Source organism: Rhizobacter terrae (genome assembly GCF_003852895.1).
Classification (GTDB): domain Bacteria; phylum Pseudomonadota; class Gammaproteobacteria; order Burkholderiales; family Burkholderiaceae_C; genus Albitalea; species Albitalea terrae.
In genome coordinates this window covers 111,385-136,564 of sequence record NZ_QUSW01000005.1, presented here as the reverse complement: position 1 = coordinate 136,564, position 25,180 = coordinate 111,385, and the positions used below count along the sequence as shown (strand labels likewise).

General features: G+C 69.4%; 22 protein-coding genes. 6 read left to right on the top strand and 16 right to left on the bottom strand.

Annotated elements, in window-relative coordinates; all coding sequences use genetic code 11:
* The first annotated feature begins 10 nt into the window (after positions 1-10).
* Positions 11-1,918: a sensor domain-containing diguanylate cyclase gene (locus DZC73_RS18225; protein WP_124541797.1), complete on the top strand. Its 1,908-nt coding sequence runs from the start codon at positions 11-13 to the stop codon at positions 1,916-1,918.
* A gap of 16 nt (positions 1,919-1,934) precedes the next feature.
* On the opposite strand, the gene DZC73_RS18220 is transcribed toward DZC73_RS18225, so the two are convergent.
* The 3 genes from DZC73_RS18220 to DZC73_RS18210 form a co-directional block, all read right to left on the bottom strand.
* Entirely contained in the window at positions 1,935-2,186 is a 252-nt protein-coding gene (locus tag DZC73_RS18220; RefSeq protein ID WP_124541796.1) for a DUF3297 family protein, read from the bottom strand.
* Between the two features lie 41 nt (positions 2,187-2,227).
* On the bottom strand, positions 2,228-2,899 hold the full coding sequence (locus DZC73_RS18215) for a glutathione S-transferase family protein (protein WP_124541795.1): 672 nt from the start codon (positions 2,897-2,899) through the stop codon (positions 2,228-2,230).
* 75 nt (positions 2,900-2,974) lie between these two features.
* Positions 2,975-3,292 (bottom strand): antibiotic biosynthesis monooxygenase family protein, encoded by a 318-nt coding sequence (locus DZC73_RS18210; RefSeq protein ID WP_124541794.1) that lies wholly within the window; start codon positions 3,290-3,292, stop codon positions 2,975-2,977.
* An 82-nt stretch (positions 3,293-3,374) separates the two neighbouring features.
* Between DZC73_RS18210 and soxR the strand changes: the two genes are divergently transcribed.
* Positions 3,375-3,860: a redox-sensitive transcriptional activator SoxR gene (gene soxR, locus DZC73_RS18205; RefSeq protein WP_124541793.1), complete on the top strand. Its 486-nt coding sequence runs from the start codon at positions 3,375-3,377 to the stop codon at positions 3,858-3,860.
* 9 nt (positions 3,861-3,869) lie between these two features.
* Here soxR and DZC73_RS18200 read toward each other — a convergent pair whose 3' ends face one another.
* Positions 3,870-4,382, bottom strand: a complete 513-nt coding sequence (locus tag DZC73_RS18200; protein ID WP_124541792.1) for an endonuclease V — start codon at positions 4,380-4,382, stop codon at positions 3,870-3,872.
* 90 nt (positions 4,383-4,472) lie between these two features.
* Here DZC73_RS18200 and DZC73_RS18195 point away from each other — a divergent pair, with 90 nt between their 5' ends.
* The gene (locus tag DZC73_RS18195) at positions 4,473-4,970 is read left to right on the top strand and encodes a DinB family protein (protein ID WP_124541791.1); all 498 of its coding nucleotides are present in this window, start codon (positions 4,473-4,475) and stop codon (positions 4,968-4,970) included.
* 45 nt (positions 4,971-5,015) lie between these two features.
* Here the strand turns inward: DZC73_RS18195 and DZC73_RS30295 are convergent, their stop codons facing one another.
* A complete protein-coding gene (locus DZC73_RS30295) occupies positions 5,016-5,594 on the bottom strand; it encodes a PEP-CTERM sorting domain-containing protein (protein ID WP_235835188.1) in 579 nt (192 codons plus the stop codon).
* Between the two features lie 245 nt (positions 5,595-5,839).
* Here DZC73_RS30295 and DZC73_RS18185 point away from each other — a divergent pair, with 245 nt between their 5' ends.
* From DZC73_RS18185 to DZC73_RS18175, 3 genes are all read left to right on the top strand, one after another.
* On the top strand, positions 5,840-7,270 hold the full coding sequence (locus DZC73_RS18185; RefSeq protein ID WP_235835187.1) for an RNB domain-containing ribonuclease: 1,431 nt from the start codon (positions 5,840-5,842) through the stop codon (positions 7,268-7,270).
* On the top strand, positions 7,267-7,818 hold the full coding sequence (locus tag DZC73_RS18180; protein WP_124541789.1) for a methylated-DNA--[protein]-cysteine S-methyltransferase: 552 nt from the start codon (positions 7,267-7,269) through the stop codon (positions 7,816-7,818). The genes DZC73_RS18185 and DZC73_RS18180 overlap by 4 nt, the downstream gene beginning before the upstream one ends.
* 128 nt (positions 7,819-7,946) lie before the next feature.
* A complete protein-coding gene (locus DZC73_RS18175) occupies positions 7,947-8,747 on the top strand; it encodes a hypothetical protein (protein ID WP_124541788.1) in 801 nt (266 codons plus the stop codon).
* A 210-nt stretch (positions 8,748-8,957) separates the two neighbouring features.
* Here the strand turns inward: DZC73_RS18175 and DZC73_RS18170 are convergent, their stop codons facing one another.
* Genes DZC73_RS18170 through DZC73_RS18120 form a run of 11 tightly spaced genes read right to left on the bottom strand, consistent with a single transcriptional unit; the run spans position 8,958 to position 25,158 of the window.
* Complete coding sequence (locus tag DZC73_RS18170; protein WP_124541787.1) at positions 8,958-10,922, bottom strand: SAM-dependent methyltransferase; 1,965 nt, start codon at positions 10,920-10,922, stop codon at positions 8,958-8,960.
* 15 nt (positions 10,923-10,937) lie between these two features.
* A complete protein-coding gene (locus tag DZC73_RS18165) occupies positions 10,938-11,876 on the bottom strand; it encodes a hypothetical protein (RefSeq protein WP_124541786.1) in 939 nt (312 codons plus the stop codon).
* A gap of 31 nt (positions 11,877-11,907) precedes the next feature.
* Positions 11,908-13,188 carry a hypothetical protein gene (locus DZC73_RS18160; protein ID WP_124541785.1) on the bottom strand — a complete coding sequence of 427 codons (1,281 nt, stop codon included), beginning with the start codon at positions 13,186-13,188 and terminating at the stop codon, positions 11,908-11,910.
* Between the two features lie 15 nt (positions 13,189-13,203).
* Positions 13,204-14,535: a hypothetical protein gene (locus DZC73_RS18155; RefSeq protein ID WP_124541784.1), complete on the bottom strand. Its 1,332-nt coding sequence runs from the start codon at positions 14,533-14,535 to the stop codon at positions 13,204-13,206.
* A 10-nt stretch (positions 14,536-14,545) separates the two neighbouring features.
* On the bottom strand, positions 14,546-15,598 hold the full coding sequence (locus DZC73_RS18150; protein WP_124541783.1) for a hypothetical protein: 1,053 nt from the start codon (positions 15,596-15,598) through the stop codon (positions 14,546-14,548).
* A gap of 13 nt (positions 15,599-15,611) precedes the next feature.
* Positions 15,612-17,618, bottom strand: coding sequence for a hypothetical protein (locus DZC73_RS18145; RefSeq protein WP_124541782.1), 2,007 nt, complete (start codon positions 17,616-17,618; stop codon positions 15,612-15,614).
* Between the two features lie 15 nt (positions 17,619-17,633).
* Complete coding sequence (locus DZC73_RS18140) at positions 17,634-19,031, bottom strand: S8 family peptidase (protein WP_198414890.1); 1,398 nt, start codon at positions 19,029-19,031, stop codon at positions 17,634-17,636.
* Positions 19,028-19,825, bottom strand: coding sequence for a hypothetical protein (locus DZC73_RS18135; RefSeq protein WP_124541781.1), 798 nt, complete (start codon positions 19,823-19,825; stop codon positions 19,028-19,030). The genes DZC73_RS18140 and DZC73_RS18135 overlap by 4 nt, the downstream gene beginning before the upstream one ends.
* Complete coding sequence (locus tag DZC73_RS18130; protein ID WP_124541780.1) at positions 19,822-20,076, bottom strand: hypothetical protein; 255 nt, start codon at positions 20,074-20,076, stop codon at positions 19,822-19,824. The genes DZC73_RS18135 and DZC73_RS18130 overlap by 4 nt, the downstream gene beginning before the upstream one ends.
* Positions 20,076-21,065 (bottom strand): hypothetical protein, encoded by a 990-nt coding sequence (locus tag DZC73_RS18125; protein ID WP_124541779.1) that lies wholly within the window; start codon positions 21,063-21,065, stop codon positions 20,076-20,078. The genes DZC73_RS18130 and DZC73_RS18125 overlap by 1 nt, the downstream gene beginning before the upstream one ends.
* A 16-nt stretch (positions 21,066-21,081) precedes the next feature.
* Entirely contained in the window at positions 21,082-25,158 is a 4,077-nt protein-coding gene (locus DZC73_RS18120) for a papain-like cysteine protease family protein (RefSeq protein WP_124541778.1), read from the bottom strand.
* Positions 25,159-25,180 lie beyond the last annotated feature (22 nt).

Sequence of the window (25,180 nt, the reverse complement as noted above, 5' to 3'; positions counted from 1 at the left end):
GCGGGTTGCGATGTCCCGTCTCTTGAAGCCGTACCCGATGCGGTCATCTCCCCTTTTCCAAACCTCACTGCTGCCGTGGCTGCACCTGCTGCTCGGCTGGATGCTGCTGTGCCTGTGCGGTGCCGCGCAGGCCGCACCGGCTGCCGTCGCCCTGCGCGAGGGCAGCAGCCGCCTCGCGCTCGCCGGCCACTACGAGATCTTCGAAGACCCGAGCCGCACGCTCACGGCAGCCCAGGTCGATGAAAGCACCTACGGATGGACGACGCAGCGCCACGTGCTCAACCTCGGGCACTCCACCTCCGCCTGGTGGCTGCGCCTTCGGGTGGCCAACCCCGAGAGCGCAGCCATCACCCGAATCCTCGACCTGCAGAACCCGCGGCTGGATGACATCGAGTTCAACCTCATCCGGCCAGGCCAGCCCCGCCAATCCATCCACACCGGCGATCGCCTGCCCTACGGCACGCGGGCCATTCAGTACCACGGCTTCGCCTTCCCGATCACGCTGGCGCCCGGCGAATCGGCACAGGTGCTGATCCGCCTGGACTCGCACGACGGCTACTTCGGCCTGCTGCCCATGGCGCTGCTGAGCGAACCGGTGTTCCAGCAGGACACGCAGCGGCACACGCTGCTGTGCGGGCTGTACTACGGCGCACTGCTCATCCTGCTGCTGTACCACCTGTGCCTGCTGGGCAGCACCCGCGACGCTGCCTTCGCGTGGTACGTGTGCTACCTCGGGTTCCTCGTGGCCACGCGCTTTGCGATGGAAGGCCACGCCTCGCAGTACTTCACCGCGCTGCCGCCGGACTGGATCAACCAGGGCCTGCTGCTGTGCTATTCGATGAGCGCGGTGCTGTTCGGCCTGATGCTGATGTCCAACCTGAAGACGCTGCTGGTCCAGCATCCCTGGCTGCAACGGACCTGCTGGGCCGTGCTGGCGCTGAACGCCGTGCCGCTGCCGATGGCGCTGATGGGCTCCTACAGCGGCACGCTGAAGCTCGCCATGCCCGCCACCATGCTGAGCATCGCTTTCGTGATGGGCATGAGCGTGTGGGCCTGGCGGGTAGGCATGCGGCACACCCGCTACTTCCTCGCAGGCAGCACCTGCATGCTGACGGGCCTGCTGGCCGAGCGCCTGAGGCTGGAGTCGGCGCTGCCCGACCACCCGCTGCTGGCCTACGGCGTGGCCATCGGCTCGGTGCTCGAAGCCTTGTTCATCGCCATCGCGCTGGCCGAAGGCATGAACCGCATGAAGGCCGACAAGCTGCACGCCGAGCAGCAGGCACGCGAGGCGCAGGCGCTGCTCAACGACGAGCTCGGGCGGCTGGTGCAGGAGCGCACGCTGGAGCTGGAATCGGCCAACCAGCGGCTGACCACCTTGTCCATCACCGACGAGCTGACGGGCGCCTACAACCGCCGCCACTTCCAGGAGCAGCTCGCCGAGCGCATCGCGCAGGCCCGCCGATCGGACGATGCCATCGGCCTGTGCCTGTTCGACCTGGACCACTTCAAGGGCTACAACGACCGCTACGGCCACCCGGCCGGCGACGAGGTGCTGCGGCGCGTGAGCTCCACGGTGTCCAGGCACCTGAAGCGCTCGGTGGACCGGCTCTACCGCGTGGGCGGCGAGGAGTTCGCGCTGCTCATCTCATCGGCCGACCATACGCTGGGCGACCGCTTCATCGAGGAGCTGCGCACGTCCATCCATGCACTGGGCTTGCCGCACGAGAGGAACGAAGGCGGCGTGGTCACCGCGTCCTTCGGCCTGGCCTGGTGCAGCGATGTGGCGCGCGCGCAGATCGATGCGGAATCGCTCTACCGCGCGGCCGACGAGATGCTCTACCAGGCCAAGGCGCTGGGGCGCAACCGGGTGGAGAGCAGCGAGGTGGCGCCGCGCCCGCCATCGGCACGGCGGGCCTGAGACGGGCCGAAGAAGGTCAGCGGTAGAACGCTTCGACCTTGCCCTTGAGCTTGATCATCAGCGGGTGGCCCTTGCGGTCCAGCGCGCGGCCGGCGGGCACCTTGATCCAGCCTTCGCTGATGCAGTATTCCTCCACGTCGGAGCGTTCCTTTCCGTTGAAGAGGATGCCGATGTCGTGCTCGAAGATGGCGGCGACGTGGTGCGGGCTGCGCGGGTCCACGGACAGGTGGTCGGGCAGCGGCGGCTGGGGCTTGGCGGCGTCGGTCATGGGGTTCGATTCAGGAAGCGCAAAGCCGCTATTGTCTTCGCTCACAGGAAGCGCCTGGGCATGAGTTCCTTGTACGGGAAGTACGGGAACCAGGGCTTGGCTTCCTCCAGCACGCGGCGCACGGAGGGACGCTCGATCAGTCGCTCGAAGTACGCGGCCAGGCTGGGGCAGCCGGCCGGAAACGGCTCGAGGATGTGCGCGTAGAACAGCGACGGCGCCGCCGCGCAGTCGGCCATGGTGAAGCTGTCGCCCACCGCCCAATGGCCTGACGCCAGCTGCTTGTCGAGCATGGCGTAGGCCGCCTGCAGCACGCCCCGTGCATCGGCCACGCCGCGCGGGTCGCGTTCGCCTTCGGGTCGCAGCCGGTCGCCGACGATCTTCTGCATGTGCACATGCACGTAGTGGTCGAACACCCGCTCCCACAGCCGCACCTGCAGCGTGGCGTCCTTGTCATCACCCATCAGGCCGGCGGCCGACGGGAAGTGCTGGCACAGGTACTCGATGATGATGGTGGACTCGGGCACCACCCGGCCGCGGACCTCGTCGCGGATCACCGGGAATTTGCCGACCGGCCACAAGGCGTCGAGTTCGTCGCGATCCTCGGCCTTGCCGAGGTCGATCACGCGGCCCTTGAAGGCGATGTCCGCCTCGTACAAGGCGATCAGCACCTTGTGGCAGAACGAAGCGAGCGGGTGGTAGTACAGGGTCAGCATCGTCGGGCTCCGGGCGGTCAGGCGCACATGCGGCGCCAGTGTGCACGACTTGCCGGAACCCTGCGCGGGTGTCGCTCAGGCCGAGGTCTCGGCGTACAAGGCGAGGTCCGCCTCGACGCCGAGCTGGCGCATGAAGGCCTCGGTGTCGAAGCCTTCACGCTCGTAGTGCGCTTGCATGGTCGAGCGGGCGTGGCGGATGGCCTCGTCGCTCTCCCACTCCACGATGGTCACCACATTGAAGACCCCCGTGCCGCCCGTCTGCGTGAGCACCAGGTTGCGCCGGCAGCCCGGCAGCTCGCCCAGCAGGCGGTCCACGTGGTGCACGCGCGGCATGAACTGGGCCATGGCGGCCTCGGGGACGATGAACTTGTCGATGCGGTAGGTGCTGGTCATGGTGCGTCCTTCGGTGTGCGGTGGATGGAATGGCACGCACTCTAAAACCTCAAGTAAAGTTGAGGTCAAGAGGTTCTTGCACATGACGAATCCGCTCGAAGCCGCAGGCATCGCCACCACCTTGAGCGTGGGCGAAGTCGCCAGCCGCAGCGGCGTGGCGGTGTCCACGCTGCATTTCTACGAGGCCAAGGGGCTCATCGCCAGCCACCGCACCGAGGGCAACCAGCGCCGCTATGCGCGCGAGGTGCTGCGGCGCGTGGCCTTCATCCGCGTGGCGCAGCGGGTGGGCATTTCGCTGCAGGACATCGCGGCCGCGCTCGCCACGCTGCCGGACACCGGCGCGCCCAGCCGCGCGGACTGGAAGCGGCTGTCCAACACCTGGCGTGGCGATCTGGACCAGCGCATCGCCCAGCTGGAGAAGCTGCGCGACACGCTGGACGACTGCATCGGCTGCGGGTGCCTGTCGATCGACCGGTGCCGGCTGCGCAATCCGCTCGATCAACTGGGTGAACAGGGGTCCGGGCCTCAACGCCTGCTGGTGGCAGGCCCTCGGCGCAAGCTGCGTTGAGCCGTGCGGTCAGGTGGTCGGCGAGGCGGCCTGTTCGCGCGCCAAGGTGTCCACGGCCTTCAGTAGCGTGGGAATGCGATACGGCCCATGCATGCTCGCCACGCCCTGCGCGGCTTCCGACACGGGCATCCCCAGCGCCGTCACATACAACGGCCGCGCGCTGTCGCCCCGGAGGACTTCGATGGACGGCGCCGACAGGAAGGCCGTCTTCGCCACGCCCACGATGGCACAGCGCTGCCGCACGGCCGCATGCAGGTGCGCGCCCAGCCCCGGACGGCCATCTTCGGACAGCAGGCAATAGCCGTCGATGACCAGCGTGTGGATGTCGGGCGGCAGCTGGTCCACGATGCTCATCAGCGGCCCCAGTTCGCGCTTGTAGAACTCGCCCGGCTGGTAGTCCTGCACCGCGGCGGTGGCGCTGGTGAAGCGGGCCTGCACCTGGGCACTGCCCCAGTCCCAGAAGACCAGGCCGGCCGCATGTGCATGGGTGTCGGTGTACTGGACGTCGAGGCAGGCAAACACGGTTCGGGTCTCACGAAGAAAATGCCATGCACGATGCTGTGGCTTTCCGGCCGTAGTACATCACGACTCCCTGCCTCGGACACGACACCCATGACCCTGGATGCGACCCTCGCGGCGCTCGCCGCCTTCCCCGACCAACTCGAAGCGCACTTCAACGCCTTCCCGCCCGCGCTGCGGCACTGGGCGCCTGCCGACTGGGAAGGCATTCCCAGCGAGCACCTCACCGCGCTCGAACAGGTGTGCCATGTGCGCGACATCGAGATCGACGGCTACCACGTGCGGTTCCGGCGCACCTTGGCGGAAACGAACCCCACGCTCGTGTCCATCGACACCGATGCGTTGGCGGCCGAGCGTGCCTATGGACGCGACGATCCCGTCGCCGCCATGGCCGCCTTCCGCAAGGCCCGCGCGCAGACGCTGACGATGCTGGCGGAAGTCACGCCCGAACAGCTCGCACGGCCGGCCGTGTTTGAAGGCTACGGCCCGCTCACGCTGCGCAGCCTCGTCCACTACCTGTGCAGCCATGACCAGCAGCACTTGGCCGGGTTGCAGTGGCTGCTGGGCAAGGCCACGGCTGGCGCCCCATGAAAAACGGCCGCACGAAGCGGCCGCCTTCATCTCGGCGGGAGCCGATCAGCCCAGCTTGCGGCGACGGGCCATGAAGCCCACCACGCCCAGGCCGGCCAGCATCAGCGCATAGGTCTCGGGCTCGGGCACCGGCGTGCCGATGGCCGCGAACTCCGACACCGAGTAGAAGCCGTCGCCGCCCACGGCGGAGATGGTGAAGGCCGTGGCGGTCACGCCAGCGAAGTCGACGGAGCCGTTGTCCAGGCCCCAGGAACGGTGCGGCGAGATGGTGGTCAGCGAGTGCCAGGTGCCGCCGACGTCGCGGTAGCTGACGCCGTAGTCATCGTTGTTGTCGGCCTGCAGGTCCAGGTGCGTGACGAACGAGGCGCCGGCCAGTTCCATCGTGATGCTGGGCGCATTGCCGGTCCAGAACACGGTGCCCGTGTTCCATTGCGTGCCGACGGCCAGGACGGCACCGTCGGTGACGGTGGAGGCCGCGGCCAGCGAGCCACAGCACCAGCCGCCGCTGTCGCCGAAGGAGGCGCCGCTGAGGGTCACGGTGCTGCCCAGCGCGACGTTGGTCGCGGCGCTGGCGACGCCGGAGAACAGGGCCAGGGCGGCCACGGCCAGAAGCTTGCGTTGCATGAGGTGTCCCTCCGATCAGGTTGTTGGTGGGGAAATTATGTGGATCGCACACTTCAGCACGAAGACATGTCACTGTCTGAGCGTTCACTCACCCCGCGCATGGGGGCCGGGTTAGCCCGAGGTTTGGTGTCTGGCGGCTACGGCCGGTCGGCTGATGGTCAGTCCGGCCCCCGGCATGGCCCGGTTCGCCAAGCAGTTGCGCGCTTGGGGTACAACAGCGCATGCACCAGGATCAGCTTGCCCACTTGGCCCGTGAGGCCATGCTGCAGCGCGGCCTGCAGCCCGATTTCTCCGACGCGGCGCTGGCCCAGCTCGCCGCCATCACGCCGCCGGCCGCCGCCCCCGTCGATGGCCTGCGCGACCAGCGCTCGCTGCTGTGGTGCTCCATCGACAACGACGATTCGCGCGACCTGGACCAGCTCAGCGTCGCCGTCGAGTCGCCCGGCGGCGCGGTGCGAATCCTCGTGGCGGTCGCCGACGTGTCGATGCTGGTGCCGGCCGGCACGCCCATCGACGCGCATGCCTCGGCCAACACCACCTCGGTCTACACCGCGGCGCGCATCTTTCCCATGCTGCCCGAGCGGCTGTCCACCGACCTCAGCTCGCTCAACGAGGAGGAAGACCGGCTGGCGATGGTGATTGACATGAGCATCGGCACCGATGGCAGCGTGATCGACTCCGACGTCTACCGCGCCCTGGTGCGCAGCCACGCCAAGCTGGCCTACAACAGCGTGGCCGCCTGGCTGGAAGGCAAGGCACCGCCGCCCGCGCGCGTGAGCGAGGTGCCCGGCATGGACGCCCAGCTCAAGCTGCAGGACCGCATCGCCCAAGGCCTGAAGGCGCTGCGGGCCAGCCGCGGCTCGCTGCAGTTGTCCACGCCGCAGGCGCGGCCGGTGTTCGAAGCCGGCGTGCTCACCGACCTGCGCCCCGATGACAAGAACCGCGCGAAGGAGCTGATCTCCGACTTCATGATCGCCGCCAACGGCGTGACGGCGCGCTTCCTCGAACGGCGGGGCTTCCCGTCCATCCGCCGCGTGCTGCATGCGCCCCGGCGCTGGGAACGGCTGGTGATGCTGGCCGCGCAGCACGGCGTCACGCTTCCCGCGCAGCCGGACGCGCTGGCGCTGGATCGCTTCCTCGCGGCACAGCGGCAGGCCAACCCGCAGGACTTCGCCGAGCTGTCGCTCACGGTGGTGAAGCTGCTGGGCTCGGGCGAGTATTCGGTGGCGGCCGCAGGCCGCGGCAGCGAAGGCCACTTCGGCCTCGCGGTGAGCGACTACACCCACTCCACCGCGCCCAACCGGCGCTTCCCCGACCTGGTGACGCAGCGGCTCATCAAGGCCGCGCTGGCGGGAGAGCCCACGCCCTACACCGAGGAACAGCTGGCCGCCATCGCGCAGCACTGCACGCAGCAGGAAGACATGGCCGCCAAGGTGGAGCGGCAGATCCGCAAGTCGGCCGCCGCGGTGCTGCTCATGCCGCGCATCGGGGAACGTTTCCAGGCGGTGGTCACCGGTGCCTCGGCCAGGGGCACATGGATACGCATCAGCAGCCCCACCGCGGAAGGCCGCGTGGTGCGCGGCTTCGACGGGCTGGACGTGGGCGACCGCGTGCCCGTCACGCTGCTGGCGGTGGATGTGGAGCGCGGCTTCATCGACTTCGAGGCGTCCCGATGAGCGCGGCGCTGGGCTTCGCCCTCTTTCCGACGGCCATCGGCCATTGCGCGGTGGCCTGGGGCGAGCACGGCATCGTGTGCATGCAGTTGCCGCAGACCAGCGAGGCCGGCACACGCTCGCGCATGGGACGACGGTACCCCGGCGTACCGGAAACCGAAGCACCGGCCGACGTTCAGCAAGTCATGCAGCAGGTCACCGCCTTGCTCGACGGTGATGACGTCGACCTGTCGCAAGTGCCGCTGGACATGGACGGTATCCCCGAGTTCCACCGCCGCGTCTACGAGATCACACAGGCGATTCCGCGCGGCCAGACGCTGACCTACGGCGAGGTGGCCGCGAAGATCAACGCCCCCGGTGCTGCACGCGCAGTCGGCCAGGCGTTGGGCGCGAACCCCTTCGCACCCATCGTCCCGTGCCATCGCGTGCTTGCTGCCGGCACGCAACTCGGCGGCTTCTCCGCCCGCGGCGGCCTCAGCACCAAGCTGAAGATGCTCGGCATCGAAGGCGCGCGCATCACCGAGGCGCAGTCGCCGGGCCTGTTCGACTAGGGCGACACTGCGTCCCCTGGATGCACTTCCAAGGCAGCTCGGGGTGCTGAGGCCAGGCATCCACTGGCTCATGCAGTGAGCCAGTCGGCTGGTCTACTCACCACTCCACCGTTCACCAGGGAGACTGCATGCGACATCATGTCCTCGCCGCCGTTGCGCTGTTCGCGACCACGGCCGCCCACGCGCTTGAGCCCTTCGCCCCTTACGACCAGTTCGACGAGAAGCCGCTGGACCCCGCTCGCTGGGTCGAAGGCGAGCAGGTCCGTGCCATCCGCGGCTCCGCACTGCAACTGATGCAGCGCAAGCTGGGAGTCGGCGGCTCCGACACTGGCCTCACCTTTGCCAACTTCAACACCAACCTCACGGCTCCCGCGGTCGTCACGTCGCTGCGCGCACGCATCACGGTCAACGCGCTCGAGGTCAATGCCTGCCCGTCGAATCCGGCCCTGGGGCAGTCGCGCGCGCGCATCATCGGCACGCTCTTCAACGTCAACGCCGCACCCACGCCGGGCTCGATGGTGGGCGACGTCACGGCCCAGGTCCGGATCACGCGGTTCTCGAACTCCGCCGACCCGGCCGGCCTGTTGCGCGTGCAAGGTCTCGCCTTGCTCTGCACCAGCCCGGATTGCAGCCTGGGAACGACGATCGGCAACGTCGTCGATCTCGGGACGGTCACCACGGGGACGCCCACGGTCGTCCAGTACCAATGGGACAAGGCCTCCAGGAGCATCTACTTTGCGCGCGACCACGGCGCCCTTGCCGGCACGGTGGGCTATGCCCTCTCCGACGCGGCACCTCCGGGTCTGGCCTTCCATGAACTGTCCACTCGGCTCGACCTCCCGAATTGCATGAGCGCCGCGCGTGTGCCGGGCAGTGTGGACGCGAAATTCGACAACATTGCCGTGAACCAGTCGGGTGCGGCACGCTGACGGCAGTCCGCCGGGTGCGTTGCAATTCGCAGCCCACAACCGGCGAAGAACGGTTACGCTCAAGGCCTCGTTGCAACTGCGAAAGGAGGTGATATGTCCATAACCTCTAGGTCCGGGGCGGATCCCCGACCGATGTAGTCGGTTCCGTAGCCAGACCCGCGGGCGCTCCACACTTCGGTGGGAGCGCCCGCGTCACTTTGCCGGCGGGATTCAGGCTTCCCACGGCAGGCGGGCCGATTCCGCCCACTCGTGCCGCGCCCTCGCCTGCGCCGGCCGCAAGGGCGCCGTGAAAAGGAAGTAGGTCTTGACCACGTCCAGCCGGGGCAGGTAGTCCTGCACGACGCGGTCGGGTTGCAGGCTCTCGATGGCGAAGTCATGCGAGACGACCCGTGCGCCCGGGTGCATACGCCGCAGCTGCGGGATCAGCCGCTCGTTGAGTTGCGGCAGCAGGTAGAGCACGACCACGTCGGCGGCCGAGAGGTCAACGCTGAACATGTCGCGCTGCTCGACCCGCACGCGGTCGGTGAGGCCTGCCGCTGCGATGCGTGAGCGCGCCTCCTGCACCCGCTGCGGGTCGATGTCGTAGCCGATGGCACGGCAGCCGCAGCGCCGCGCCGCCTCCACCAGGATGCGCCCATCGCCGCAGCCCAGATCCACGAGCGTCTCGCCCGGACGCGGCGCAGCCAGCGACAGCACCGCGTCGATGGATTCCGGCGGCGTCGGGATGAACACCACGTCGGGATGCACCGCCTGGCCGTCCGCTTCGAGCGCAGCCGCCGTGGCCGGGGTCTTCTTCGCCGGGTCGTCCTTCTTCTTGGCGGCCGTGGTGTCGTCCTTCTTCTTGGTCTCCGCGCCGCCCTCGTCCTTCTTCTTGGCCGCCGGCTCGTCCTTCTTCTTCGCCGCGTCCTTGCGCGCCTTGTCCGCATCCTCGGCCGTGCCCTTGTCGCCGGGCTTGCCCGGCGACAGCTCCGGTGGCGCCACCTTCGCAATCGCATCGCTGCGCTTGGCTTCCGCATCGCGGCTGGCCTTGTCGCGCGTGGCACGTGCATCGCTCACGGCCTTGGCTTCGGCGTCGGGGTTGAGCGTGTTCACCTTGATGCGTTCGAGCTGCGGCCCGCCGGCCAGCCGCTCCAGCGGCAGGTAGTCGGTCTTGAACACCAGCTCGACCGATGAATCGAGGTTGAGGTCGGTGTTGATCTCCTCGGTGTTCTGCGAGCGCTGCGTCGACACGTAGCTGATGGTGTTCTCCACCTCCGCACTTGCCCCCCAGGGCCCGAAGCCGAAGCTGCCCGCGGCCTTCACGCGGTTCTGCATGCCGAACTGGCTGCCGCGGTCTTCGCTGGCGGCGCTGCGCGTGTCGATGTGAAAGCGCATCGAGGCATTGATGCGCCCGCTGTCGATCACGATGCGCTGCATGCCCATCATCACCATCGTGGCCAGCATCTGCTGCCGCTGCCGCGCGATCTGCCGCCGCGCCAGCGGCACCAGCTGCTCGGGGTTGCTCGCGTCCACGCTCTCGTCGGGCCCCATGCCCAGCACCGTGCGCAGCTCTTCCGCGCCCGGCATGCTGGCATTGGGCTTCAGGCGCAGCCGGATGTTGGCCACCTCTTCCGGGTCGGGCGGGTCGTCGCCCGGCTCGGTCTCCGGCAGGTCGTACTCGATCTGGTCCGGGAAATGGTCGGCCACCCACTGGCGGATGGCACCGGTGCTGAACTGCGAGCGCTCGAAGCCCTCGGCCGAGGCCGACACGTTGTTCAGCAGCTGCACGTACATCTGCATCTGCTGCGCGCTCGAATCGAGCATGGACTTGAACACGCCGTTGATCAGGTCCGTGACGAAGCGCGGGAACGACACGGCATTGAGCACGTTGCGCGTGATGCCGGCGACACGGTCGGCCGAGGTGCCGAAGGGTGGTGCGTCCTGCGCCCGGGCCAGCGGCTGCCGCGCGGGCGCTTCAAGAGCCGTCGCATGCGCTGCGGGCACGGCCGCTTCGGCATCGCACTCTTCGGCAATGAGCCCCGCCGCGATCGCGCTGACCTTCACCATCGCCTGCGCCAGGGAACGCCGCTGCTCCACCGGCATCTGGTGGTAGCCCGGCGACTTTTCCAGCACGCCGCGCACCGCATGGCGCAGCCAGTCCGGCGGTGATGCGGCAGGCGTGGTGCGCTCGGCCATGGGAGGCGCCCCGCGTCAGGCCGCCGCAGGCAGACCCACGTCCGCGATGGCCTGCGGACTCCCCGTCCCGGCCGGTGGGGTGCCGCCGATGCGCTCCCAGCCGGTGCGCCACGCATACGCCGCCGCCATGAGCTGCTGGCCTTGCGGCGACGCGGGGTCGAACGCATAGCCCGTCGGCACCGCGCCCGCGAGCCAGGCCAGCACCGTCGATCCCTGCCGGCCCAGGTCCACGCGTTGGCGGATGACGCCGGCGCCCAGCCCCTGCGTGTTGCCCACGGTGCCGAGCAAGCCCCACAAGTCCTGCGCACCGAAGGCCGTCAGCAGCAAGCGGTCGCGCAGGAAGTGCGTGGCCTGTGACAACGCCTGCACGATGTCCTGCGCCGCGAAGGCGGCCATGCCAACGGCGCGCGGCGCCAGCCAGCCGCCGAGCGCATCCGCGGCTTCGTGCAGCACGACCTGCGCGTGGATGTCGCCCGCACGCGGCGGACTGTCGAGCAGGTCCGACAGCGCGACGCACAGCGCATGCATCAGCGGATAGAAACCCTGCGGCTCGAACACCTGCGCGAAGAGCTGCTGTCGCTCGGCCTCTGACAAGCGCTCGCGCCGGGCCCGCCAGAAGTCGTTGATGAGCTGCGCCGTCGGACCCAGCGGCTGCGTGATCGCACCGCTGGCGAACAGCCCCGCGATCAGCTCCGCGGTGCGCAGCAGGCCCGCTTGTTCGAGCTCGCTGGCCAGGTACAGCGGCGCGATGACTTCCAGGTGCTGCGCATCTTCATGCGTCGGCGCGGTGTCGGGCAGGTCGATGTCGCCGAGCGCTGCCAATGCGCCGGCCCAGGCGCGTCGTGCGCTGATCCGCTGCACCGCCTCCATCGCCAGCGCCAGCGTGCGCAGCAACGTCGGGTCGATGCGGTGGACCGTGCAGGCGCCGGGCGGGAAGATGCGGGAGGCGGGCATGGCGGCATCCAGGGTGGGCGTGGCGGCGCGCTCATCGCGCGGCGGGGGCAGGTGCGGGTGCGCTGGCCGTGGCTGCACGCGACGACGGCGTGACGTTGGGATCGACCGGCAGCGAGTTGCCCTGGATCGCGGCGATCATGCCCGGCGAGGCCAGCTTCTCCATCGGGAAGTAGTCGGACTTGAAGTTCACGCGCACCTCGCCGGTGAGCTTGGCCTTCACCTCGGCCTTCGATTCGGAAGTCTCGTCCACGGCGGATGCCACCGTGGTCACGTGGCGCTGCTCGTTCACGTTGGCCGTGGCCGCGCCCCAGCCGAGGAAGCCGCCGCCGGCCACGGTGGTGTTCTTGTTCATGCTGGACTGGCTGTCGTACAGCGAGGCACGCGCCTGGCGCTGGGCCTGGTCGCTGGCCTTCAGGTCGAACACCACCTTGGCGTTGATGGCGCCGTCCGTCACCACGATGCGGTTGATGCCCAGCACCACCATCGACGCGAGCAGTTGCTGCCGGCTGCGCGCCATCTGCATGCGCGCGGCCATCACCAGCCGGTTCTCCTGCTCGGCATCGGAGATGTCCGTGATCGGGTTGGCCATGCCCATCTCGCTGTTGATGCTGGTGAGCACGGCCTCGGTGTCCTCGGTCGTGAACGTCAGCCGGGGCTGGCCGCCCTCCTCGTTCGCGGCTTCCTCATCGAGCCCGATCTGCCCGGGGTACTTGTCGATGAGCCAGTCGCGCGCATTGTTCATGCTGATGTTGTCCTGGGCGAACTGGTCCACCGTCTGCGCCACCGACTTGAGCAACTGTCCGTAGGCGTTCATCTGCTGGATGGAGGCGTTCACGATGGCCTGGAACACGTTCTGGATCAGGCCGCCGACGAAGCTCGGGAAGTCCACCGAGCCCACCAGGTTCTTGAACTGCTCCACGCCCTGGCGCACCGCGCCGGCCTGGAAGTCGGCGCCGGCGAAGGTGCCGATCTTGTCGGAGGCCTTGGCCCCGGCCGAGTCGACGTTGCCGGACTGTGCGCGTGCCAGCGCCGGCCGCGCCTTGGCTTCATCGGACACGCCTTGCCCGCGCGCGAGCACCGCCTGCCCGGGCGTGAGTTCCTGCTTGGCCAGCCCGTCGGGATTGGCCATGTAGGACGCCACGCGCACCATGGTGCGTGCCAGGTCGCGCTGCTGGTCGGTCGAGAGCGCGCGAAAGCCCGGCGAGCGCTGCAGCAGCTCGCGCACCTGCGGGCGCACGGCAGCCAGCGTGTCGTCGTCCAGCCAGGCCGGTCCATGGCCTGGGTGGGCAGCGAGCGCAGCAACGGCGGACAAGGCGGTCCTCGCCGCTCAGCGCGCGGCCGCGGGAGCCGGCGCGGGGGTGGCTGCCGCAGCAGGAGCCGGCGCAGGCGCGCCCGCGGCGGCCTGGGGCCGCGCGGCCAGGTTCTTCACCATGCCGGGCTGGGCGTTCATCTGGATGGCGGCAATGTTCTCCGGGTTGGCCATCTTCTCCAGCGGCAGGTAGTCGCTCTTGAAGTTCACCTCCACCGAGCCGGTGAGCGAGGCCTTGGTCTGCAGCTGCGAGTCGTCCATCAGCTTTTGCGTGCTCATGAGCTTGACCACCGGCTGCTGCGAATACTTGTAGCTGCCCTTGGCGTAGTAGCTGCCGTCGCGCCGCTCCTCGGAGTCGTCGCTCTTGCTGTAGCTGCCGCCCTCGCTCTTGCCCTCGTAGTCGCCCGAGTAGGTGTTGGTCATCTGCAGGTTGCCCGAGGCGTCCTTCTCGTGGTCGAAGCGGGTGGCGCTGAAGGCGTACTTGCGGTTGTCGCTGGCGCGGAAGTCGAACACCACCTTCGCCGAAATCTTGCCGTCGGTGACCACGATGCGGTTGATGCCCATCATCACCATCGTCGCCAGCAGTTGCTGCCGGCCGGTGGCGATGGTGGTGCGCGCGGCCGGCACGAGCACGGCCTCGACCACGTCGTCGTCCAGGCTGGTGAGCGGCTTGTCCAGCGGCAGCGAGCGGTTCAGCCGGTCGATGGCACTGCCCTCGTCCACGTCTTCGCGCAGCGTCACGCGCGGCTGCGGCGGCGCGTTGCCGTCGCCGCCGAAGTCGCCGAACGCGTCATCGCCGCCGGTGCTCAGCTGGAACAGGTCGGGGAACTGGTCGACCAGGTGGTCGCGGCCCTGGTTGTCGGTGGTGTTGTCGTCGCGGAACTGGTTCAGGCTCTTGGAGACATCGGCCACCAGCTTGGCGTAGGCCTCCATCTGCTGGATGGAGCTGTCCACGATGGAATGGAACACGCCCTGGATCAGCCCCGAGACGAAGCCGGGGAAGTTCACCCCCTGGATCAGGTTCACCATGTTCTCGACCCCGGCCTTGGTGGCCTGGCCGAACTGCTGCGGCTTGGGGTCGCCCGCCAGCGCGCGCACCTGCGGGCTTTGCCGCTTCAGGCGCTGCCCGTCGGGCTCCGCCAGGTAGCTGCCGATCTGCACCAGGTCGTGTGCAAGCTGGCGGCGCTTGTCCTCCGGCAGTGCGTTGAAGGCCTGGCTGCGCTGCAGCAGGCCGCGCACCGCGTGGCGCGCCGCCTCCACGGTTTCGCGGCTGGCCGCAGGCTTGTTGCCAGCGGCCGGCGGCGGGGCGGGCCGTCGCACGGCCGAGGACGGAAAGACCGAGGCAGGCATGGCGTGCTCCTCACATGGACTCGCGTGTTTCGTCCAGCGTGTCGCGCATCTCGAACTCGATGGGCCGCACGTACAGGCTGATGCGTGCCTGCGAGCGGGGTGTCACGCGCACCGACAGGACGGAGAAGTGGCCCTGCTCATTGGCATCGTCCACGCCGAAGGCCGAGAGCCAGCGCTCCAGCGCGGCTACCTGGCGCGGCCGTTCGGCCAGGCCCAGGCGCAGCAGGTCCAGGAAGCGGCCGGGCAAATCCGGCAACGCGGCCAGCAGCACTTCGAGCTTCATCTCCACGCCCTCGGGCGTGTCGCGCAGGCCGACCAGCACGCCACCCGGCGGCAGCTCGAAGCGCCCGCCGAGCGCCACGCCGACGATGCGCATCAGGCTGGGCAACTGGTGCCCGATGCCCAGGCGATTCATCAGCGGCCCGAGCGCGGCCAGCACCAGCGGCCCGCGGTGCATGAAGGTCACGCGCTGGCTGCCGGTGTCGCGCTTGCAGCCGATGGACGTGAAGATGGGCATGAGCCCCGGCATCTCCGCCATCACCTGCCGCGTGAGCCGCGAGAGACCGGGCGAGAGCGCATCGATCTGCGAGGGCGAGAGTTCGTAGTAGATCTTGGCCGCGTACAGGCCGTCCTCGTCGAAGGCGCTGCCGAACCAGGCGCCGTACGACATCCAGCCCAGCCCGCTCATGCCGCGCCACTCCTCGCTGCGCGAGTCGAACCAGTGCAGCGCATCGCGGCCGAACAGCGGCGCGATGAGCCGGCGCATCTCGCGCGTGGCCTCATCGCGCCGTGCCACCGGCGAGGCGCCCGGGCCCAGCGGCTCGATGGTGAAGCGCAGCGTGTCGGGCTCGGCTTCCGAGAACGAGGGCTCGAAGGGCACGGCGCCCGGCGTGAGGCGGTTGTCGGCGTAGGAGGCGTCGTCGTCGGGCCGCGAGAAGGTGCGGTCGATCAGCGAGCCCATGATGGGCAGCGGATCGCGCACGCCCAGGGCCTGCGAGGCATGCGACAGCGACTGCTTCACATGCGTGGCCATCGGGCGCTTGGGAGGGTCGACGTATCGCATGGTGGTCTCCGGTTCACAGGCCGGGCATGCTGATGCCGCCGGCCACGCCGCTGCCGTTCAGGCCCACGCCCAGGCCGCTCAGCATGTCGCGCGCCACCTGCGGGATCTCGATGGGCCTGCTGGTCATGGTCGGCGCCTCGATGGGCTGCGAGTACTGCTCGATGCTCTGGTCCTGCACCCCGCCCACCGCGAGCCACTGCTCGCAGGCGTTGACGAGGTCCCAGTCGGTCGGGTCCACCGTCGGGTTGCTGCTGCCGCCGGCGGCGCGCAGCTGCGGGTTGATGATCTGCTCGACATAGATCACCGGTCCGCCCACGTTGGCCAGGCGCTGCACGTTGTTGGCGATCCAGCGGATGACCACCGCGCCGGCGCGGCTTTGCGTGCGGTAGCGGTGCGTGTTGCGTGCGCCGCCCAGGTAGTTCACGTTGACCTGGTCGATCACCTGCCACATGTCGCGCGCACCGAAGGCGTTGCGCAGCTCGGCGTTCTGCAGCACGTCGCGGAACTCCAGGATGGTCTGCTGCATCTCGGTGGCCGCGAAGTAGGCGATGCCGTAGCCGTTGCGCGAGAGGTTGGCGCCCAGGTCGCGGCCGGCCTTGCGCACCTGCTCCTGCGACACCGCCATGGGCACGGCGTTGCGCAGCATGCGCTCCACCGTGAGCTGGCGCGCGAAGCTGGAGACGGCCGACACGAAGCGCAGCCACAGCTCGTTGAAGTCGCGGTTGGGTTCGCTCGACGGGTTGCCGCCCGGCGCGCCGAATGCACGCATGTACAGGTCGCGCCGCTCGCCCTCGGTGATGCGCTCGGCCGCCTTCTTGTAGTAGTTGAAGAGGTAGTCGCCCACGAAGCCCTTGCCCAGCGGCAGCAGGCCCTGGCGGAAGAGGTCCACCACGCGCTCCACCACCTGGAACAGGCGCATCTCTTCGAGCTGGTAGGTGAAGTAGATGGCCTGCACCGCATGCAGGTTCTCCGTCACGATCTCGATGTCCACCGCCTCTTCGAGGTCGGGCAGCATGATCTCGACGGCCGACGGGGAGCCGCCGGAGGTCACGCCGGTCTGCTGGTTGTAGGTGCTTTCCAGGCGGCTGCGGATCCAGGCGTCGTCGGCGGTCACGCCGTCGCCGGCGAGCTTGCGCACCACCGCGGCGATGTTGCGCGCCGAGAGCACGTTCACCTTGTCGGTCGCCGCCGGGATCCACGCCTCGCCCTCGTCAAGGTCGCGCAGCTGGCCCTTGGTGTCGCGGCGGTAGGGCTTGCTGTCGTCGTCCGGGTCCTGGTTGATGGGCCCGCCGGGCGAGATGCAGCCGATGATGTCGGCGTCGACCATGCCGGAGTCGATCTGGCTTTGCACCGTGACCACGAAGCTGCGCCGGAAGGTTTCATAGGCAATGTCGAACAGCGCCTCGTTCTGGCGGAACTCGCCCTGCGCCTCGCTCACCTTCTTGATGAAACCCGGCGCGGTGGGCACGGTGAAGTTGTCCACCTCCAGCAGTCCGCAGACGAAGGCGATCTCCTGCTCATGGTTGCCCAGGCCGCCTTGCACCGGGTCCATTTGCTGGGAGCCGAAGAGGCCGTGTTCGAGCACGTGGTCGCGTGAACCGGCCAGTTGGTTCCAGGTGCGGCGGCGCAGCGCGGCGGCCACGGCCTGGTAGAACGGATCCACCGGCAGGTCGCTGTCGAGCGCGGCCTTGATGCGCTCGAGTTCGGCCTCCTGCTCGGCGCTCAGGCCGCCGCTGGAATCCTCGGTGCGCTTGACGGCTTCGAGCCGGTCGCGCCGGGTCTTCAGGCGAGCACGCTCCTGAAGCTCGCGCTGGCTCAGATCGATCAACAGGGTGCGGTTCATGGTGCGGTCTCCTGGACGGCGGGTGGCCTTGGACGCCGATGCGTCGGGGTTGTCATCGAAGTTGGTCGAGTCCGCGTCGGCATCGGCCGCTGCGGTGGTGGTCTTGCGCGCCGCGCGGCTGCGGCCGTTGGCCTTGCGTGCTGTGCTGGCGTTCTTCTGGTTGCGCGTGGTGGCCATGGCGGTCTTCCTTTCTCAAGAGTCGAGTGCCGCATCGATGCGTCGATCCAGCAGCGTCAATGCGGCATGGACATCGAGCACACCGGCGCCGCAGCCCTCGGTGTCCCGGGTCGAATCGAAGGGTCGTGCGCTGTCCACGAGGATCTCGCGGGCGGTGTGCGGGTCCAGCGGCCAGGCGCGCGACTCGGCATGCGCGACGAGCAGCGCGCAGGCCGCGGCGACGAAGGGCGCGGCGAAGCTGGTGCCACTCACGCAGGTGTAGCCCTGCAGGCCGCAGGTCCAGATGTCCAGGCCGGGGGCGCACAGGTCCACGTGCTCGCCGCGCGTGCTGAAGGAGCACGGCCGCAGCGTGTCGTCCACCGCACCCACGGCGATCACGTCGTCATGCGCGGCCGGGTAGTAGCGCTCCACCGCGCCGGAGTTGCCGCTGGCGGCCACCAGCAGCACGCCGCGCGCGATGGCGTAGCGCACCACCTCGGTGTGCGGGCGCGGGTCGTCGGCGTTGAGCGAGGACTCGGGCGTGCCGAAGCTCATGTTGATGACCTGCACGCCCAGGTCGATGATCCGCTTCATGCCGGCGTCGATGTTGGCCAGCGCGCCCACGCCCACGCGGCGTCCGCCTTGCAGCGCCGCGCCCAGCACGCGCACCGGCGTGAGGCCGCACAGGCCGGCGCCGCCGCCGGGCATGCCATTGCCATTGGCGCGCAGGATGCCGGCGCAGGCAGAGCCGTGGCCCACCTCATCGTCCGGGTCCTCGTCGCGCGATGCGTTGTCGCCGACCAGCGTGAGGTCGCCCAGGGTGGCGGCATCGAGGTCCACCGTGTCGAAGCCGCGCCGCATGCGCCGCGCGAGTTCGGCATGGCCCTTGGCCACGCCCGTGTCCACGAGGCCGATCACCACCGAGGGGTCGCCGCGTTGCAAAGCCAGCGCCTGCGGCAGCCGCATCAGGGCGCGCGGGCGGCGCGCGGCAGCGGGGTCGAGCGGTGGCGAAGACACCGCACGGCGCGCATCGAAGGGCGTGGTGCAGACCCAGTCGGGCGCCACATGCTCGACCTGCGTCACCTGGGCCAGCGCCTTCACCAGCGAAGGCAATGCCTCGTCGTGCGCCACCTCGACCCGCAGCACGCGCGCGACGCCGCTGAGCTGCTCAACATCGTCGAAGCGGCGCGCACCCGGCACGCCGGGACGCTGCAGCCGCGTGACGCGGGCACTGTGCAGGCGCAGTGCCCGCGCACCGCCGCCGTGGTGGGACAGCAGCCGGTCGATGGGCCCGCCGTCGATGCGCGTGGCCATCGCCACGCCTTCGCGCCGCACCTCACGCAGGCTGGGCAGGTGGTCGGGCAGTTCGCCCAGGCGCAGCGTCAGCACGAGGCGGCGCGGCACGCGGGGCATGGCGGGACGGAAGGTGTTCACGCGATGCCCTCCGCCTTCGCTTCACCGGCCCAGCGGCCGATGCGTCCTTGCGTCAGCGGCACGTGCGCCACCTCGCCGTCGCCGAAGTCGATCTCCGCATCGACGCCGAGCTGCATGGCGTGCGGCGCGAGCACGAGGCGGCCGTCGTGCGCCTCGACCACCGGCACGTCCTGGCCGGCCGCGCGCACGAAGGGGATTCGCCCGGCGCGCAGGCCCGGTGCCTGCAGGTGCACCCGCGCGCCCGCGGAGCCGCCCGGCGGCGCCGGCTCCACCTGCGTGACGCGCGGCGCGGCCGCATTCAGCAGTGCCTGCTGCAGCCGGTTCACCGGCATGCGCGCGAGCCGCGCCACCACGTCGGCACCGGCGGTCTTGCGCAACTCGGTGAGCTGCTCCACGGTGCGCACGCCGATGCGCTCCAGGCGGCGCTGGTCTTCGTCGCTCATCCGGCCCTGCAAGGCCTCGCGCAACGAGAACTGCGGCTCCTCGGCCTTGAAGTCCACCGCGTTCTCCTCGACCATCGACCGCGTGATGGTGGTGAGCGCCAACCGGATGGTGCTGGCCTCGGAGTCGCCGGGGCCGGCAGGGCGCACGTACACGTCGTCGTCCACCATCTGCACGAAGGCCCGCAGGTCCAGCGAGATGTCCTTGACCGCGAAGGTCAGCGGCAGCTTGGCCACGCGGGCCTTCAGCGCCATGGCCGCCTGTGCCTTGTCCAGCTGCTCGGTGAGCGACTGGATGAAGACGTCGAAGGGCACGCCCGACTCCTGCACCAGCGGCGGCAGCGCGGCGTTCATGAGAACACCTCCGTGGGCATCTCGCCCCAATGCACGACCAGGCGTGAGCGCGATGGCAGCCAGTCCGTGTCGGCCGCATTGCGCGCCACGTCCGCGCGCAGCACGCAGCCGCCACCTTGCAGAACGAGCGCGCAGTCCATCGGCAAGGTCATCTCGGCCTGGGCAATGCGCACAGCGTTGCCGGCCTGGCCGGCTGCTGCCAGCAAGCCCTGGTGCAGATCTTCGAGTACGGTGCAGAGGTCACGCAGCATCACGCGCCTCCTGCAGGACCGGTGGCCGGCGCGGCGGGCGCGGCCGGTGCCGGTGCCGGTGCCGGCAAGGCCGGTGCGGGCGCGGGCCTTGCCACGGCGGCGTTGCGCTGCACCAGCGCGATCTTGGCGGCATCGGCCAGCTTGTCCAGCGGCAGCGTCTCGCTCACGAAGTTGAGCTTGACCTCGCCGAAGAGGTCGGCCCGCAGGCTGGTGTCGCTCTGCGCGTTGACGCCCAGCGTGGACACCATGGTCGAGCTGCCGCCGCTGTAGGTCAGGCTGCCGCGCTCGCCCCAGTCGGCCACGCTCTTGGGGTCGCTGCCGGTGGCATAGCCCACCTTGGCCGAGTCGTTGGCGCTGGCGCGGAACATCACCTTGGCGGTGATGGAACCATCGCGTACCGCGACGCGGTTCATGCCCAGCATCACCATCGTGGCCAGCAGTTGCTGCCGCTCCGAGCCCACATGGGTGCGCACCTGCGGCAGCACACGCTCTTCCAGCAGCTCGCTGGTGAGTTCCTCGCCGTCGATGCCGTAATCGGCCAGCCAGGCCGGTGTGAGTCCTTCGGCCACGGGCACCAGCACCGGTGCGGGCTGTTCGGCCGTGGGCGGCGCCACGCGCACCTCGCCGGGGTAGCGCTGGGCCAGCCAGTCGCGCGCCTGGTTGGGGCTGACGTTCTCTTCGGTGAACTGGTCCACCGTCTTGGCCACCGCCGACACCAGGCTGGAGTAGCTCTCCATCTGGCGGATCGACGCATCCACGATGGCGTCGAAGGTGCCATGCACCAGCCCGGCCACGAAGCCGGGGAAGTCGATCTCGTTGACCAGCGCGCCCGTGCGCTGCGCCAGCGATTCGGTGGCCGGCGGCTTCGGTGCAGGTGCCGGCGCTGGTGCCGTCGTCGGTGCCGCTGTCGCCGGCTCGGCCAGTGCACGCACCCGCGCGCCGCCGTTGAGCTGGGGCGGGAAGATGGAGCCGCGCGGGCGCTGCGTCATGGCCGTTTCCGGTGTGTCACTGCCAGGCGCTGTCGAGGTCGTAGCGGCCGTTGCCTGCCAGGCGCAGCCTCACCCGCGCCGATGCCTCGCCATTGGGCGTGCCGCTGAAGTCGTAGTCCACCGTCACGCGCAGCGCAGCCTGCGGCGAGTTGGTGCCGGGCAGCGGCGCGTCATCCTCGATGGTCGCGGTGACGCTCACCTCGTAGGGCACATCGCCCGGCGTGCCGGCGGTGATGCGCACATTGCCCACCGCACCGCCGCCGGCATCGAAACGCACGGTCAGCGGCAGCGGCACGGCATCGTGTCCGGCACAAGGCCATTGGTTCAGCTCGATGGTGGTGGGCAGCAGCGCAGGCACCATGGCGGCGGCCGGGTCGGGCAGCTTCACGCCGTCCAGCTGGTCGAGCACCCAGGTCACGCGGCCACGGTTGCCGCGTTGGCGGTGCATGGTGGTGCCCGGCACGCGCGAGGGCTCGATCGGCTCGTCAGGCGCCGTCGCATCCAGCGCCAAGGCGCGCACAGGCCGCGGCGGTGCGGCGAAGTAGGCCGAGGCGGCTCGTGCACTGGCGGCACGATGCGATCTCGTGGTGGTCGACAAGCCCTGCGCCTTCGCCGCCTGCGCGGGCAGGTGCAGCACGCGCCAGTTGCCGTAGTCGGCCTCGGCCATGTTGCCGAAGTCCGAAGCGAACTGCTGGAACGGCAGCCAGTCCGCGTAGCCATTGTTGGCGGGATGGAAGGCCACGGCATCGTCGTCGAAGGTGACGCGCGTGTCCCAGGGGTTGAGCAGCTTGACCTCGCAGGCGCTGGCATCGTCGGTGTTGCCGCGCAGGCCGCTGACGACCACCGCATGCGGCATGCCAACGATGACCACCCACAAGGGGCCGAGCTCGCGCAGCCACTGCGCCCATTGCGATGGCGAGAAGTACAGGCTGGCATTGGACGGCACGTCGATCGCGACGAAACCGTAGCGGTCGCGCACGGCCTGCAGCAGGTCCCAGCCGTAGCTGCTCATCAGCGAGCCACCGACTTCGTTGGCCAGCGACTCCGGGGTGTACGAGGCCTGCCGGCGGAACGACAGCAGCATGGTCATCGACGCGGCCCAGCAGGACAGCTTGTCGGGCTGCGGCACGAGCTGCACCGGATAGTCGATGGTCTCGGTGCTCAGCGATTGCGCGCGGACCCGCTGCGCAGTTTGTGGCGGCGTGATCTTGCGCGGCGCAGGACGGCGCGCGACGGGCTGGATGTCGCTCGCCAGCCCCAGCGAGAACGGCGCTGCCGTGACCGGCCGCCGGCCGGAGGGAATCGACGCCGAATGCATGATCTGGTATTCGAGCGTGGCCCCTTCGGTGGCGACGCGGCCTTCGTACAGGCCCTGGAAGTCCTGGAAGTTCCACTTCACCTTGCCCCGGCTGGCGGTCGGGTTGTGCAGGTACATCACGGTGTCGGAGCCGTCTTCCGCGCCGTCGCTGGTCATGCCGACCAGCACCCAGGCATGGCCGCCGGTGCCGGCGCTGTTGGTCATGTCGAGGTAGAGCGGGCCGTAACTCTCCAGCATGTTGCGCCAGGCGTCCACGGTGTAGCAGGCGGGCGGTTCGGGCACCAGGTTCCACACGTCCGACAGCATGTGCCGGTCGGACGGCCACAGCCCGTTGCGGTAGGCATCCAGCGCGGGCACCTTGGCGGCGATGTCGGCGTCCGACAAGGTGATGCCGTCGCGCCAGGCCACCACCATCGCCGCGGCCGCGGCCCAGCACGACGCATCGGTCTGTTGCGCGTAGTAGGGCACGGTGTCCCAGTGGATGGAGTAGCACTCGGCCGCGAGCGACTGCGCCACCGTGCCGTGGCCGTAGAGGATGTCGACCACGGCCGGATGGAAGCGCTGGCTGAACGGCTCGGGCGCATTCGCGCTGCCGCCGTTGGCGGTGACCCAGTCGGTGAGCTTGCGCTGGAAGCTGCGCCACAGGTGGTCGGCGCCGAAGAAGGCGATGCTCTCGCCCAGGCCGTCGGTGGCACGGTCGGCGCCGCGGGTGTAGACCACCACGGTGCCATCGGCATTGGTGCGCACGCCGAATTCGCGATGCCCGCTCACCGGGTGGTCGCCCGACCAGGTCGTGTGGATGGTCGTGAAGCGCCAGCGGTGCTCTTCCACCATGCTCGCCACGACAGCGGCGTTGTCCGGTCCGATGATGTCGATCTTGAACACGGTGCCCACCGGCGAGGCCGAGGTCCACTTCACGTCGTCATCGCCGACGGTGTAGGGAATGAACTCGCTGTTGTCCGTGTCCAGGAAGTCGTTGAGGTGCGTGCGCACGTACTCGAGCAGCGACACATCGGTGTGGCCGCTGGGCACGCTGGTGATGCGCACCTCGTAGCGGTCGAGGTTGAGCGCCCCCGCCGCATCGGCAATGCGCTGCACGCTCATGTCGCGTCCGGCGAGGTAGCCCGGGATCCAGTCGGGCACGCTCCAGTTGAAGAGGTCCGCCCATTGCGGCGCATAGCGTTGCGCCTGCTGCACATCCTCGGGGCCGATGATGAGTGCGCGTGCCTGCGTGGCCTTCGCCCGACCAGGCACGCGGGGCTGCGCCACGGCCAGCGCCTGCGAGCCCGGGCGGTTCAGGATCCACCCGATCTTGGCCTCCGTGAGCCGGCAGCCGGTGTTGAGTTCCTGCGTCGCCGCGATCTCGCCGCTGATGTGCACACCCACGACGTAGGCCTTCATCGTGCCGTCCTTGTCGCTCAGGTAGTACACCGGCGAGCCGCTGGCGCGGTGCAGCGTGAGGATGGGGTAGTCGAACACCTCGCCGCGCAGTTGCGCGATGTAGCCGGCATGCAAGTGCTGCATGCGGCCGTTCATGGCCTGCGTGAGCTCGGGCACGCGGTCGGACTTGCGCGAATAGCCGCACACCACCACGCCTTCGGGTCGCGACTGGTTGAGCTCTTCCAGTTCGTCGAACCAGCGGCCGCCCGGCGCGGCGGTTGGCACGTTGTCAATGACCGCGAGGTCGTAGTCGCCGCCGCCGTCGTAGCTGGCCGGGCTGCGCCAGCTCGACGAGGTGACGTTGAAGCGGCCATAGGGTTCGCTGGTGTCGTTGCAGGCGGGGATCACGTCCACGCTGGCCGCGCCGCTCAGGTTGTGCCCGCAGGTGAGGATGCGGTTGGCGCCGATGTAGAAGCCCGTGCCGTAGCCCGACACCGCGCCGGAGCTGTCCTTCATCTCCAGCAGGCAGATGGCCGAGTGCGGGAAGATGCGCGTGTTGGGCACGCCGGCAAACCATCCCTCGCGCGATCCGCTGAAGGCATTGGCCTGGCAGGTCAATGCAGAGCTGGGGTCCGCCGGGTCGTAGAAGGGCTGGATGATTTCCTGTGCACGTGAATAGGCCGAGCGGCCGAGGCTTTGCGCGGCCGCGGCCGGGGCGGATGTGGCCGGTGCAGGCTTGGGTGCCGACGCAGCGGGTTCGGGTTGGTGTGCCGGAAAGTCGCCGAAGCCGTCGTCATACGGCGTGTTCGCAGCCGGTGCGGCTGGCTTGCCGTTGGCCGCCACCGGGCTGCCTTTGCCGTTCACGGTCCGCGCGGCGACACCCGCCTTGGCCACGGGCGCTGCGTCCTGCACAGGCTGTGCTGATGGAGGCTGTGCATCGCCACCCCAATCCAGGCTGGGGTCATGGCCATTGGCAGCGCCATAGGCCCCACTGCCGCCAGGGCGGCCGGCCACGCGCCGCAGGCCACGCTCGGTGAGCCCGCTCAGGTCCACGTACATGTGGCCGTCGGTGGGCGACTGCACCCAGTCGGGCACGCCGCCGCTGTTCTCGCGGTAGGTGGCCATGCCGAAATAAAGCCGCTGCTGGCCCACGAAGTTGGCCAGCACGTCCGGCGGCACGAGGTAGACGGCTTCGCCGCGGCGAGCGCGCAAGGCGCCGGTGCTGCGGCTGGAGTAGAAGTTGCCGCGCGTGCGGCGTGCGCGGTTCTCGCTGCGGAACAGCGCCGGATCGGTCGCGATGCCCACTTCGAACAGCGGGCTTTCGGTGCGCACGGTGAAGCCCAGCACGCTGAAGCGGTCATCGACGGATTCGCGGTTCACTCGGATGAGGGGCATGGCCTTCTCCTGCACTCGTGGT